Raw genomic sequence first — 13,012 nt, 5'->3', positions numbered from 1 at the left:
CCCGTTTCGTTCAATCACCACGGGCGGATTGATTTGTCCCACCAGCGACTTAATCTGCTCGAGCAACCCAGCTGCAGCGTGGGAATATTGGCCCGGATTCTCGAGACTTTCCAGCGTTTTAACGTCACCAACGGTGACGTTTGCGCTTGCCAGCGGAGAACGCGATCAAGCCCGTCGCAGGCTGATGACCTCTGCGCCGTTCTCGAGGCCACGGTTCGAGGCGGAAGGGGCCATAGAGCGCAGATAGCTCATAGGCAGCCCGAACCGCTGTTCAATCAAACTGACCGACTTCACTCCGCTTGTCGCTATATCGAACATCTTTCGAAAAAGGAGCGGATACTCAGCCGCTACTTCAACCGGCTCGTTGGTTCTCCACCCTCGCGCGCTCAACTGGACGAACAACGACCGCTTGCGTTCAGGCGACAGTATTCCCAAGGCAGCGGCTCGCATAATCAGGGCTTGGATAGAAATGCCGTACTCTGCTTTCACCCGAGCGAGCTGGCTGAGAGTTGCATCCGGCCGGATAAGGCTTCGTGCCGCTGCTTCAGGGAATAGCAGCGCTCCAGCGAAGTAATTCGCCTCGTCCTCTGCAGAAGGGAGTTGCCGACCTGGATGGAGGACGAGATGCCCGAGCTCGTGAGCGAGCGTGAAGCGATCGCGGTCGGGGGCAGAACCCGGGAAGTATCCGATGAGCGGTGTGCCCTGGTCCGTCTTACCGTGTGAAATACCGAAATGTCCTGGGGCAACAACACCGGACTCTTCGCTTATCGGATCCAGAATGATCGGTGCCACGACGATACCCAAGCGTTCGATCGATCGCGTGAGGTTGAGTATCGGCTGGCTTCCATCCAGGCCCAGAAGCGACCGCGCCGCGGCCGCAGCGTCTTCCAGCCGAGTGTCATCGATTGATTCGATGGTGGTGCTTGCTTGGGTCAAGGGGCGGGTTTTGAGCGCTGTTGCGGCGGCAAGGTCAGCTGCGACTCGGTACGTCTCGCGAAAAAGCGCCGAGGCCTGCCTTGTCAGCCTCGAGCTGGCAGTCTTATTCTTCCGAAATCGTAGGGAGTCCGACGGGAGGTCGGGGGACTCCATGGTGAAGAAGGTGATCGGCAGGCCGGTTACCTGGGCCAGAGATTCGGCGTGGGGTTCGGATAGATTCTTATTTCCACCGGCGACTTGAGACAGGAACGCTTGGCTGACCTCGATGGCCTCTGCCAGCTCTGTCAGAGTGAATCCGAGCAAATCGCGGGCGGCTAATATCCGTTGAGGATTAAACTGCGTCTTCATCGAATGCGCCTTGCTGGAACATGCCTTTTCCGTCGATGAGTCCAAGACCGTCAAGGTCATCGTCGACGGGCGGAGCGAATCGAAGCGTTGCGAGACCTTCGCTGTCGGCTGCCAGCGGCATTCGAAGGTCGACGTGCGCGGGGCTGCCGTATTTCCAGGGAGATGTGGTGTGGATCAGCTCGAGTTCGACCTCGCCGGTGGCGAGACGAGTGTTCCATGTGATCAGAAACCCGTGGTGAGTTAGGAGCGCTTCAGGCGAACCCTGGTCGGCGAGCAGCGAATTCGTGTAGAACGCGCGACGCTCGCCATTGGTTCCGGCGCCCGGAACGTCCAGGCCTCCACGGGAAAGCATTCGTGCGGTCCAGAGGTCTCTGGAGAAATGCAGCTGCTTCTTGGTTGCCTCAGGGTTGAGAGTCCATTCGGCGGTGTCCGTCGAGCAGAGCAGGCTGTGGGCCGCACCGCCCACGTTGTGGGCGAACTGCGTTGGGTATTTGTTGACCGGCATGTTCCCGATCTTCATCATCTTCTGGGCACGCTCAAGGGCTTGGGGCATAATCTCGTTGAGCGCGAAGCCCAGAGGAGCAAAGGTCTGTGCGACTTGCTCGGCGGAGGTGATATCCATACTGGTAATACTATTGCCATAAATGTTACAGAGCAACTTCGACGATTCGGCCCTTGTTGAGGAACCCGTACCAGTCTCTGATCCAATGGGGCCTTCGATTTCCAAGCGAGCGGATGGGGCGGTTCCAGGGGTGGTCGTTCGGGCCCTCCGCTTACCCGTGACGGCCGTAAACGATCGTTTCTGAGCCGCTCTTTGAGCTTTAGTTCGAGTCGGGGTATCCGGGTGGGACCTCCATCAGTCAGGGGATCAAAGCCCGTGGCCGAAATTAGAAGCCGCCGAAATGTAGCCGTTTTTGATCGCGCCTTGATTGCTCGAGATGGCCGGCGGAGTGCTGAAGCAGCGGACTCATAATCCGTCGGTCACGGGTGCAGGTCTTGTCTGCACACTCTGCGGTGCGGGCGCCAATACAGTGCTCAGTATGGGACTTGCTTCGGTGATCGTAAATCTCCTCAAGCAACTGCAAGCGCTTCAGCCGAAGCCAAGATGGCGGCGAGAGCGCCAGTTGGGGCACTCGAACACTGCTGGGCCGCCAGCCGGTATGTCGCTTCATGCTTTGCGCTATCGACCCCATCGCCGCTGGCGATCACCGCGAGCTTGGAAGTAAGGAAGGCGGGCCAGTCCTTTGCCAACATGGTCTCCAGAGTGTCATCGACGGCAAACAAATTCTCGGAGATGAGTCCGATGGGGTAATCCTCGTCTAGATCAATGTTCATGAAGGCAACTAGCTTGCGATTGAAGTGAGCGGCGTCTCTGCCCTTGGCATTGGCGATCTCGGCCAATTCGGGAGGGGTGAGTGCGCGTGGTTGGCCAGCGTCGATCAGTTTCTGGAGCTTTCTCTCTTTAGCTCTTTCATCCACACGGGAATCGTTGTCCCACACGACGAGCGTCGGGATATCAAAAGCAGCCAGCACAGCCTGCGCTAGAAATAGGTCCGTTTTGCCCCTCACTGCCGTCGCGGTGATTCCAAAGACATCGAAGTCGCCGAAATGGGCGCTTGCACCTTGCAGGACGGCCGCGTCGTCAGCGCCCTCGCAAAGCACGACCGCCGACGCGAATAAAGCTTCCCGCAAGTCGAGGAGAATGAGTTTGGACCACCCGCTAGAAATATCCCAAGTGTCCGACATCTGGGTGCTGACGATAGTAGCAATTACCTCTCGGCCTGCTGCCGCAACGGAGAATTTTCCTTGGGAGGTCCTAGTGACACGTCGAACTTCATGGAACTCAAACGGGTCGACAAAATAGGGGCTGTGAGTCGCGTAAGCAATCTGCAGGTTGTGTTCCGTGTCTCGGGCCAGGCGGCGGAGGACTGATGCAAAGGCGCGTGCCTGCGTCGGGTGTTGAAAAAGTTCGGGTTCCTCAATGGCAAGAAACAAGACGCTTTCCTGGGTGGAGTCTGTCGAGTAGTCAGCGAGAACTTGGAGACTCGCCACCAGCGCCGCCCGCTGGAATCCGTGACCTTGGTTCGCGAGGGCAGTCTCAACAATGTGATCGAGAACTCTCACGTCCACTCTCGCTTTTGGAGGCGTGTACAAGGATCCTTGGGGCCGCAAGACAAGCTGGCGCCCGGCTGTGAAACGGCCAATTCCTGCGGTTAGTTCGCGGGAAATCTTCGCAAGGCTCGGCCCGAGGTGCTTCTTATTGATCGCGTCATGCTTCTGAGTGACCTCGTCTGCAAGATCGGCCAGCGCAGTTTCTGCTTCGGAACGATCAAGCGCACGGAACAACAGTTTGCCGAGGATAGTTTTGCTCGAGTCTTCGGTTTCAACAGTGGCTCGAAGATCAGCGTCAACGAAAACGTACGAGAACACCTTTGCCAGTTCGCCCTGGCCGGCGAACCCGAACATTTGGCTGTCTGAGCTGAACGTCGGTATCAAAGTGTCCGGATGAGTTGCCTCCCACTCATCGAGCACCCTCCCGATGGCTGGCTTGGAGGCGGCCGAAGCCAAAGTAACTCCGGCTTCAGCGAGTTGACCGCGAACCTCAGCGAACAATGCTTTCACTGGATCCGCTGGTCCGTCGAGGATCTTTCGAATAGGGGCGAAAGCTGGATAACCGGCCGAAGCACCCGACAGTCGATCCCCACCGGCAACGCTCCACTCACGCTTCAAGGCAAAAGTGTCAGCGTGCGGAGGAGCGTACCGGTCGGTCAGAATGATCCGGTCTCGGTCCGTGAGATTGCTGAAATGTACGGTGACGCAGATCGTGCCGGTGGTCGCTTTGGGCGAACCAAAGAAATCGGTCACTGTCAGCGCGTCTTTTGCGCTGTTGAAAACCCAATCGAGGGCTCGAAGAACTGTCGATTTCCCGGCCCCATTGGGGCCGATGAAGCTCGTTATCTTGTCGAAATCTATGGTGTGGTTCTCTATGCAGCGAAAGTTCTCGATTTCCACCCTTGTGATCAGCATTTCTACCCCCCGTGTCGGCATCAAAGTGATGCACTTAGCGATCATCGCGCACCCTTTAGCTCAGGGTGATGAAGGAAAACTCACAAGAGGAACCAGGCGCACATTGCGCGCAGCATGGATTCACCCAGCGGGGCCGAAAACCCCCGGATGTCGGACTGTGCGTGACCTCTGGATGCGGTGAGTTTATGAGCATTCAATCCGACCTACTCGCTGCCATGAAGGTGTTTTCCGCCCGCCTAGATGTACGCCACAGAGACCTTCACACTGACGAAAACGCGCAATAGCTTGTCCGGAGCCGCCGCATACACATCCAAGCAACTCATCCTGCTAACTGAATTGAACGCTGCGCTCTGCAATGCAGTCGTCGACCTGGCTAACGAAGTGGAGAGGCTCAAGAAATAGCGGCCGCACCTATTTTCATCTCTCATCGAAGAGCGACGAGACCTAGAAGTCGCCCGGCGCTCATGGTCCTGTTTTCGGTCGGCGCCCGCGGGGCTGAGTCGAAGTCCTCTGGCCCAAGGATCGTGGCACCACCATGGGGAGTTTCGAGTCTCGACGGCGTGCGAGATCATCGAAGCATGGGGCATCAGAGAGTATTCGAGATCGCAAACGAAGCTGGTGTCGACGTGAAGACGGCTCTCGGCGAATTGAAGAGGCTCGGATTCGACGTGGCCGTACCGACGAAGCGACTAGACCTCGACCTGACGCGGAAGCTTCGCTGCGCCCTTGGCCTGCCATCGAGCGCACCTGAGGCTGTGCCAGAGTTGGTAGGGCAGCCGAAGGCTCGCCGTGCTCCTGCTCGGCCGGCAGTCGACCGGACCAAGCGGCCCTCCTCTCGTCCGCAGCGGACGATACGGCCGATGCCGAAGGAGATCCTCGGCCCGGAGCACGCTGCCGCGGTTCGGGGGATGATCCCGGGTTTGTTCGACCTGTTGCTCCGTTGTGGCAACGGGACAGCCGCCGACGGTGTCGTCGTCATCTTCCACGATGCCAGTCTGCGACCCGAGTACGGCCTATCCAACCTGAGTCGCGAGCGCTGGATGCCGGCGGCCGGGAGCGGGGTAACTAGGGATGCGCTCCTCGGACCGCTTCGTGCGCTCGATCGCCGGTACCGAGACCGGGCCCTCATGCCCCCGAACATGTTCATCGTCATCGACGTGCCGAACGGGCGCGCTTGGTTCGGCCGGTCCTTCAACAAGCGGCCGAAGGGTCCGTACTTGAACGCGAGCACCTCGGAGCCGATCCCGGAGGTGCTGGAAGGTTCGCCTGCTCGGCTGGCACCCAGGGCGCAGATTTTCAATCCGGGGCACGTTCCGGTGCTCGTGCGCGACCTCAGCACGACCCAGGACCGCCCGGAGGAGGCGTTTCTACTGCACGAGGAACTGCTCCAGCTCGCCATCGACAGCCTCGACAGTGATGAGCAGCTCGACCCGCTGCCAGTGCACCTCAATGGGCTGTGGGTCTTCGCCCGCCCGGTCATCATGCGTCGGCCCGACGACAGCGAGCGACACGTCCGCGCGGTGTGGTATCGGCAGGGTGAGGTGCTTTGGCGGATGCGTACCTTTGCAGCCGGAATCGGCAATGAGCCCAAGGAAGTAGGCGAGCGACTGGTCGGGCGTCTGCCGTTCGTGCCCGTATGGGACGAGACCCGTCCCGAGCAGAAGCTCCTGGCGGCCGTCTGGGCGCTGATGGCGCAGGGCGGGATCACGGAGTCCGATCGTCGAGCTCCTGACAGCGGACCCTTGTCCGAGAGTGCGGAGCGTGGCGATCTCACCATCGTGCGCGTGAAGGCAGGCACGGATCACGCGCAGGTCTATCGGCGTGACGATCCGAGCAACTCCATCGACCACCCCGCATGGAGCGTTCGCGGGCACTGGCGGCACCAGCCGTACCCCTCGCTGGGGCGTGACCAGGCGGGCAACGCCATTACGAAGATGAAGTGGATCGCGTCCTACACGAAGGGTGACGCGCATAAATTGGCGCTTCAGGACAAGGTGATCGTCGTCCGTCCGTGACGGCTGCGCCCCGACCAGAGCCCTAAAGAGCTGCTCGCGTCTGGCGAGTTTGGTCGCGTCGGGGGAGTCCAATGCGTGGACGGTCTCCTCGTTAGCGAACCCCGTGTGGGGCGAACTGCACGACGGCCGCACAGTCTGGTCGCACACCAATCTCGGGTACAACTCATGGTCGCTAGAGGTACTTCCTTGGCCCGCGCGTGAGCCGGCCGCCATAAGTACACCCGTCGTTTCGGCTTCCGCCGAGTGTAGGCACAGCGTTTTCCCCGACATTGACCCCAGAGACGAGCACTACAAGCACAAACCGGCGGCCTCGTTGGGGCGGCTGTCGCGGTTCTTAGTTGAGGCCATCGCATGAGTTCCATCACCCAACCCGCAGCCTGGCCTTTGCGGGACTTAGAATAAATGACTGGATAAGTGACATATTTTGTTCTGTCGAAGCCGAAGACTCCTCTGTCACGTAATCGGACGTTTAAGTGACAGGGGTCGAGCATGCTCGTCGGATACATGCGCGTGTCAAAAGCTGATGGTTCGCAGAGCACTGATCTACAACGAGACGCACTCCTGGCCGCCGGCGTCGCTGCCGGGAATCTCTACGAGGACCAGGCATCCGGCAAGAAGGACGACCGGCCATACTTGGCCGCCTGCTTGAAGGCGCTGCGTCATGGTGACACGCTCCTGGTTTGGAAGCTGGACCGGCTCGGCCGAGACCTGCGTCATTTGGTCAATACGGTGCATGACCTCACCGACCGTGGCATCGGCCTCAAGGTGCTCACCGGAGAGGGCGCAGCGATCGACACCACGACGGCACCTGGGAAGCTCGTCTTCGGAATCTTTGCTGCTCTCTCCGAGTTCGAGCGGGCGCTCATCTCTGAGCGCACTGTCGCCGGGCTTGCCGCAGCTCGAGCACGGGGGAGGACGGGCGGGCGGCCGTTCAAGATGACGCCGGCCAAGGTTCGCCTGGCCATGGCCGCGATGGGTCAGAAGGAAACGAAGGTTGGCGACCTCTGCAAGGAGCTCGGGATCACCCGGCAGACGCTGTACCGCCATGTCTCACCGGCGGGGGAGCTTCGGTCGGACGGTGCGAAGCTCCTCTCGAGGAAGTAGTGGCCTCACCTGGTCACTGTCAGAAGGGAACCCTTATCGGGCGTTCCGACGTCAGATAGACGCAGATGACTGAATGTTCTCGCCAGAAGGAATGAATGTTCGTACTCTGGTTCCATGACGAGCCCCAGAAGCGAGCGATCTTCGGCGACGAGTCCGCAGAGCTCACGCGTCGCTCCCCGCGACGGGAGCACCCACGAGCATTTCGTCTTCTCCTACGAACCACTCCTGAGAAGCGACGAAGAGCCGGTTGATGCAGAGGACATCGTGCCAAGCAGGGGGCCACACGAAACCGATGTGTGGTTGACAGAGTGGCAGGTCGCCGAGGACGGCTTTGACGTCGCAGTCGATCAACACGTCGATTGGGCTCTCGTGCCGATGGATCAGAATTGGGTGGCCCGACTGTTCGTCGGCCGCCGAACAGTTTCTTTACAGCTTGACGTCTATGCAGAGGCAACCCAGGACCTTTCCGAACCCTTGGTTTGGGCTCATCTATCCGGTCATGTGGCTCGAATTGATCAGATCTCGGTTCGGTACTACCCGTCGGAAGTCCCAGAGGAGCGCGGGGTGGGGGTGGCTGAAACCGGGGGTGCCATGCAGCACAGTGTGCTCTGCCTGCGAAAGCCGCGCACATTCCACGGTGAGCTTGTCGGCTGGATAGTCCGAGTTCAGGGGTAGGAGTTATTTGGGCGCGCTGCCGTGCCGAAGGGCTCATTTACTGCGTGTCGGGGGCAGGCGAAACATCCCGGTGCTCATGCGGCATGGTCGTGCTAAACCGGAACCCTTAGCGGAACGGCTTGGATCGTTGGACCTTGTCTTGCCAATGTGCCCGTAACTGCGTGCGATGCCTGCACGGCGGTGAAGTAGTCTCTGGGGATGACAAGGCCCGGCCACAGCCCATTTTTCTGGATTCCGGCGTCCGTCGCTGCCGCGTGGTGGGTCGTGTGCGCCGGCGGATTCGGCTTCCTGACCTGGTTCGCTCTGGTGCCCAACGCCTTCGTGAAGCACCTCCTGCCGGAAACGATTCCGCGCAGCGTCTGGTTCTGGTCCTGGCCGTGGATCGCTCTCGCCCCGCTTGCCTCGGCCGCCGTCGTCTTCGTGGTTTACCTGTTCCTGGCGCGCCTCATCGTCGACCGGACCGACGGATCGCGCACAGCCCGGTTCTTCGCCCTGTGGTTCGTGGCCGTTCTGACCGGCTTCCTCGCCACTCTCCCGTGGGTGATCAGTGCGATCGTTGCGGCATTCCCGCCGTCCCGCGCCGCATTCGTGCTCGATCCGGCTGGTGAGTCCGTTCTCCTCAGCGGGTACTGGGGGATCGCCTGGGGGTGGTTGCCGGCCCTGTTCGCCCTGCGCCGTGCACGGGTGCGCGCCCAACCGGCCCACCCTGCTCAGCCGGGCGGGGATGCCGTCCCGGCGTCGGCCGCACCCGGCCCGTTGCGCACGCGTCCGCTCGCCGTTCTTGGCAGCATCGTAGTCGTCGCCGTGATTCTTTCCGGTTTGGCGGCCGGTACGGGGAGTCGGGCCGCGCGGCTCGATGCGGCGGCGGAGAACGCCCGCGCCAATGGGCACACCCTCGGCTCCGTACCCGACCCGGATGTCCCGGTCACGCCGCCGCCCACCATCGCGCCCGCAGCGGCCGAGCCCGCCGCCGACTGGTGCACGCCCGACCAGGCGGCGTTACTCCTCGGAGACCCGGACGCGGCCATGGGGCACCGCACTCTGTCGATCCAGGCGATGAACTTCACCGACTCTCCGTGCACCCTCAGCGGCTACCCCGACCTCGCCTTCGCGGACGAGAGCGGGTCGGCCCTCGACGTCACCCTCGTGCACGGCGGAACGTTCATGACCACCGACGAGGGCCCCGTGCCCATCGTGGTTCCGGCCGGCGGCTACGCCATCGCCCGACTCGGCTGGGGCGCCATGGCCACAGCGGATGTCCCCACTACCTACACGCTCTACGCAGCGCTCTACCCAGGCCTGGTTCGCGGTTCCTGGCCCAGCACCCTCGACATCGTCGCTGGCGGCGAAGTCTCCGTCACGGCCTGGTCACTGACAGACGCCGTCCCTGACCCGCAGCCCTGACCCGGAACCCGTCGAGACCTGAGTATCGAAACCTCGGGGGAGTAGCGCTTGGAACCCCTTGCGGTGCACGCGAGTGACCACTGTCGGGAACTTCGGATTCCTCGCGATGCCCCTCGGAATCGACGCGCCTGCGTCCAGTGCGAACGCCCGACGAATCGTCGGCTGGGAACCAAGCGAGATCGACCTTCTCCAAGACTTGACCGACGACCGCTATTACGAACGGGTGTATGACGCGGGATCGACGTGTTGCCTGGATGCCACCAATCCACTCACCCGCGGAGGTCTGCCGGTCTGTTGCACGATCATCATCTGCCCCACCGCCAGTCCTGCGAACGTGTTGTCTCCGGGATGCACGCCATGGAGAGTAGGCGGGCGAAGCGATCGCCGATGAGCGCGTGAGTTTCGGTATCTGGATGAATCGCATCCGGAAGAGGGTGCGCTCCGGCGTCATCCGGCCCGTAAAGGTTCAGTCCGTTGACGTAGTGGAGTTGTGTGTCCTGCCTGCCAGTCACGAGGGTCCTCATCGCGTCGCGGATGACCCGGAGAGTCAGGCGCCCGAGGCGAGTGTCGCCCTCGTCTCCTGTCGTTGTGAACCGGATACGGTCCGTCCCGAGGGTGGAGACATCGACGGATCCGGGTCCTGGAGTGTTCTCGTGGATGCCGCAGAAGATCGGTGACACGAGAAGGATCGGCGTTGTTGGATGGCCGTCGCGTATCGTGTCGAGGAATCCGTGGAGGGCGGGGACGAAGGCGCGGAGGCGCATCGAGTCGAAGTTGACGATGTTGATCCCGATTTTCGCACTGATGACATCGGCAGGCGCATCGCGAATGAGGCGTGCCATGAAGGGGTCGAGGAGCGCGCTGCCTCCAAGTCCCAGGTTGTGGAGGTCCGCGCCTGCGGACCGCGCTGCGACCGCAGGCCAGATGGCGCTGGGGCTGGTCGCGTTTGAGCCGTGGCTGATTGAGCTGCCGTGATGCACCCAGAGTGGCTTACGTCTTGGAGCCGGGCTGATCGGAGCGTCTGAGGCCCAGGAGATCAGCTCGATAGCTTCGTTGTGCGGTAGCCAGATCTCGATCTCCTTGTCCGCGGTACCCAGGTCGCGGAAGACGCTCACGTGCGGGGCGCCCGACTCCAGTTCGCTCGCCCCGCTCTGCAGATCGGTGTGAATGATGTCACCACCCGTGAGCGTGTCCGAGCGGAGGAGCGTTCCGTCGACGAGGAGGTCGATGCGTCCGCGGGGTCGGTCCGCTCCCGCGTAGCTCACACGGCGAGCGTGCGAGACAAGCTCGATCCGGGTGGAGCGCGTGCGGATCGACAGTCTCACTCCGGATGGTTGAACTTCCATTGCCAGCATCTGCGGGTCAGGGAATTGCTGCCTGGCCCAGAGTGGGATCCGGTGGGGAAGGATGCCTCGCTCGGTGGTTTCGAGTTCCGCGATCGCTGAGAACGCGGCCCTGCTAATCGGTCTTGTGGTCATCGAAATGGAAGGAGTCATCTGTCGAGCCAAACGTATGTCCCAGGGGCAGGGTCAAATAGCAATTGCGGATTCATGGTTTTTACTCCAAGGTCGGGGTGGAAAGTCGCGGTCCTGGAGCGATTCATGCTGGTTGCCGGTTCTCGCGGGCGGCTGCGATCGTCGCGAGAGCCAATCTCGCCGTCTCCGCGACGAGCGCGTCATCGTATTTCGCGTCGGGGTTGTTTCGAGTTGTGAAGACCGTGATGATCACCGGGATGCCGTCCGGGGGGATCACGACGGCGACATCGTTGCGGATCGCTCCGGCGCCACCGGATTTATCGGCGACTTCCCAACCTTCCGGCACTCCGGCACGAATCAGGGTGTCCCCGGTCGCATTTCCCGTCATCCAGTCGATGAGGGTGGAACGGTCGGCGTCATCCAGAATCTCACCCGACATGATTCGCTCCAGGGTCTTCGTGAAAGCTCGCGGAGTCGACGTGTTGGCAGCGTTGTCGGTGGTGACCGTGTTCAGACCAGGCTCGTTGTCGACGACGTCGGTCAGGTTGTCGCCGTAGTCTTCGAGGATCTTGTCGAGGCCGGCTGTGCCTCCGAATTGCTTGAGCATGAGGTTCATGGCGGTGTTGTCACTCGCGCGCATTGCCGCCATGGCGACATCACCGAGTGGCAGACCGGTGTCGATGTGTTCGCTGGTGACGGGCGAATAGCCGGACTCGAGGACATCCGCCTCAGACCAGGTAATGACGCGGTCCAGCTGTTCAGGCGTCGTCCGGTCGAGCAACGCTGCAGCGGCCAGCGTTTTGAGAGTCGATGCGTAGCCAAAGCGACTGTCGCCTTGGTAGTTGAGGGTCGAGCCGTCAGCGGTATCGGTCACGCTGAGCCCGATCCGAGCGTCGTACTGGTCCTCGAGTTCGCCTAGTGCGGTCTGCAGCGCTGAGTCTGCCGGTGCCGTGGAGGCCGTCGAGGACGTGCTTGGTGGTGCGCTGGCCTCCATCGCGGTGCATCCGGAGGATGCGACCATCAGCAGCGATCCGAGGACGATCGTCGTCCACCGTTTGTTCTGGGTATCCATGACTTCCTTCTTATTCGTGTGTCGTATCGGAGCCGGGCCGCCCGGGCTGCCTGGATCATCACGAATGTGAGCCCGAGTATGCCGAGAGGGAGCCCTGTGAGCTTGAGGAAGCCTGCTCCGGTGTTTGCGTCGGACGCGGCGGGGTCGAAGATCAGCAGGGCGACCGCGAGCATGGCGAATCCCACGGCGAGAAGTGAGGTACCGGCGATTCTGATGATGATCTGTCCCGATTCTGTGCAACTTGACGAGATGTCGACGTGTCACGGAGTAGTCGACGCCATGCCCTTGGGCACAGTCAAGTCGCCGTCTGCAAACCAACACGTTCTCCTGGGTGGCCTGGCCCAGATTGAGGACGGGTGGCGGTGATGACCCAGGTGGTGTCTTGGCCCGAGGCGTGATCTAGGCCTAGGGACCGGGGTCTTCCCGCGCGGCACCGAATCGAAGGTCAGGCGGTGTGGCGGAGGTCCGCGACGAATCCTCCCGAACGCAGTTCAAGCCTTTCGATCCGCTTGGCTCGCGCCGCTTCCCGATCGAACCCGGTATAGGCCATCGGAGGGAGCTTGCGCACGTTAGCGGAGCACTCGAAGTTGGCGCAGACGAGAGTCGAGACTGTGTCGCCGGCCCGTCCCGCGGGCCCCGCCCGTCGCGCGGTGAAGTAGTGCACGTCATTGGGGAGAGTGACATCTTCGCACCACGAGCATTGCGGCCGCGAGCGGGTACGCCCGACGGACTGTCGCAGCATGATCCCGGTCGGACCATCCTCGAGGTGGGCGACGACGTACCCGATCGTGGGGAGCTTGGGATCTTTCCATCCCAGGTAGTCAAGGTCTGTCCAGGCAAGGGTGTCGAATTTGGCCGGAAGTGTGACGGCCTTTCGTTCCCGAAGGGAGGTGTTGATGAAGGATGCGCGCACGTCAGCTGCGGTGAGCTGTTTCACGGTAGGTGGTCCTTTCGCT

Annotated in this window: 10 protein-coding genes; 4 read left to right on the top strand and 6 right to left on the bottom strand. The window is 61.5% G+C overall.

All coding sequences use genetic code 11. The annotated features are described in order from the left end of the window. Positions 1 to 165: 165 nt before the first annotated feature. The 3 genes from E3T49_RS13970 to E3T49_RS13960 all read right to left on the bottom strand — a co-directional run bounded on the left by E3T49_RS13970 (position 166) and on the right by E3T49_RS13960 (position 4,356). A complete protein-coding gene (locus tag E3T49_RS13970; RefSeq protein WP_166785562.1) occupies positions 166 to 1,284 on the bottom strand; it encodes a helix-turn-helix domain-containing protein in 1,119 nt (372 codons plus the stop codon). Next, positions 1,268 to 1,906 (bottom strand): hypothetical protein, encoded by a 639-nt coding sequence (locus tag E3T49_RS13965; RefSeq protein ID WP_134425515.1) that lies wholly within the window; start codon positions 1,904 to 1,906, stop codon positions 1,268 to 1,270. The genes E3T49_RS13970 and E3T49_RS13965 overlap by 17 nt, the downstream gene beginning before the upstream one ends. Positions 1,907 to 2,355: 449 nt before the next feature. Then, on the bottom strand, positions 2,356 to 4,356 hold the full coding sequence (locus E3T49_RS13960; RefSeq protein WP_134425514.1) for an ATP-dependent nuclease: 2,001 nt from the start codon (positions 4,354 to 4,356) through the stop codon (positions 2,356 to 2,358). Positions 4,357 to 5,171: 815 nt separating this feature from the next. On the opposite strand from E3T49_RS13960, the gene E3T49_RS13955 reads away from it, so the two are divergent. From E3T49_RS13955 to E3T49_RS13940, 4 genes are all read left to right on the top strand, one after another. Further along, complete coding sequence (locus E3T49_RS13955) at positions 5,172 to 6,326, top strand: hypothetical protein (RefSeq protein ID WP_134425513.1); 1,155 nt, start codon at positions 5,172 to 5,174, stop codon at positions 6,324 to 6,326. 489 nt (positions 6,327 to 6,815) lie between these two features. Continuing rightward, positions 6,816 to 7,430 (top strand): recombinase family protein, encoded by a 615-nt coding sequence (locus E3T49_RS13950; RefSeq protein WP_134425512.1) that lies wholly within the window; start codon positions 6,816 to 6,818, stop codon positions 7,428 to 7,430. 114 nt (positions 7,431 to 7,544) lie between these two features. Continuing rightward, entirely contained in the window at positions 7,545 to 8,105 is a 561-nt protein-coding gene (locus E3T49_RS13945) for a hypothetical protein (RefSeq protein WP_134425511.1), read from the top strand. Between the two features lie 198 nt (positions 8,106 to 8,303). Continuing rightward, the gene (locus E3T49_RS13940) at positions 8,304 to 9,509 is read left to right on the top strand and encodes a DUF4232 domain-containing protein (protein WP_134425510.1); all 1,206 of its coding nucleotides are present in this window, start codon (positions 8,304 to 8,306) and stop codon (positions 9,507 to 9,509) included. A gap of 305 nt (positions 9,510 to 9,814) precedes the next feature. Here E3T49_RS13940 and E3T49_RS13935 read toward each other — a convergent pair whose 3' ends face one another. From E3T49_RS13935 to E3T49_RS13925, 3 genes are all read right to left on the bottom strand, one after another. Beyond that, positions 9,815 to 10,855 carry an SGNH/GDSL hydrolase family protein gene (locus E3T49_RS13935; protein WP_241972832.1) on the bottom strand — a complete coding sequence of 347 codons (1,041 nt, stop codon included), beginning with the start codon at positions 10,853 to 10,855 and terminating at the stop codon, positions 9,815 to 9,817. Positions 10,856 to 11,108: 253 nt separating this feature from the next. Next, entirely contained in the window at positions 11,109 to 11,978 is an 870-nt protein-coding gene (gene bla / locus E3T49_RS13930; protein ID WP_277613106.1) for a class A beta-lactamase, read from the bottom strand. Between the two features lie 523 nt (positions 11,979 to 12,501). Further along, positions 12,502 to 12,993 carry an FBP domain-containing protein gene (locus E3T49_RS13925; RefSeq protein ID WP_134425508.1) on the bottom strand — a complete coding sequence of 164 codons (492 nt, stop codon included), beginning with the start codon at positions 12,991 to 12,993 and terminating at the stop codon, positions 12,502 to 12,504. Between the last annotated feature and the right edge of the window lie 19 nt (positions 12,994 to 13,012).

The sequence above is a fragment of the Cryobacterium cryoconiti genome (genome assembly GCF_004403065.1).
Lineage (GTDB): Bacteria > Actinomycetota > Actinomycetes > Actinomycetales > Microbacteriaceae > Cryobacterium > Cryobacterium cryoconiti.
This window is presented reverse-complemented; position numbering and strand designations above follow the sequence as displayed.

What these genes read in the sequence shown, in the direction of transcription:
- E3T49_RS13950 (WP_134425512.1), top strand. Translation starts at nt 6,816, where the DNA reads ATGCTCGTCGGATACATGCGCGTGTCAAAAGCTGATGGTTCGCAGAGC.
- E3T49_RS13940 (WP_134425510.1), top strand. Translation starts at nt 8,304, where the DNA reads ATGACAAGGCCCGGCCACAGCCCATTTTTCTGGATTCCGGCGTCCGTC.
- E3T49_RS13945 (WP_134425511.1), top strand. Translation starts at nt 7,545, where the DNA reads ATGACGAGCCCCAGAAGCGAGCGATCTTCGGCGACGAGTCCGCAGAGC.
- bla (WP_277613106.1), bottom strand. Translation starts at nt 11,978, where the DNA reads ATGGAGGCCAGCGCACCACCAAGCACGTCCTCGACGGCCTCCACGGCA.
- E3T49_RS13935 (WP_241972832.1), bottom strand. Translation starts at nt 10,855, where the DNA reads ATGGAAGTTCAACCATCCGGAGTGAGACTGTCGATCCGCACGCGCTCC.
- E3T49_RS13960 (WP_134425514.1), bottom strand. Translation starts at nt 4,356, where the DNA reads ATGATCGCTAAGTGCATCACTTTGATGCCGACACGGGGGGTAGAAATG.
- E3T49_RS13970 (WP_166785562.1), bottom strand. Translation starts at nt 1,284, where the DNA reads ATGAAGACGCAGTTTAATCCTCAACGGATATTAGCCGCCCGCGATTTG.
- E3T49_RS13965 (WP_134425515.1), bottom strand. Translation starts at nt 1,906, where the DNA reads ATGGATATCACCTCCGCCGAGCAAGTCGCACAGACCTTTGCTCCTCTG.
- E3T49_RS13955 (WP_134425513.1), top strand. Translation starts at nt 5,172, where the DNA reads ATGCCGAAGGAGATCCTCGGCCCGGAGCACGCTGCCGCGGTTCGGGGG.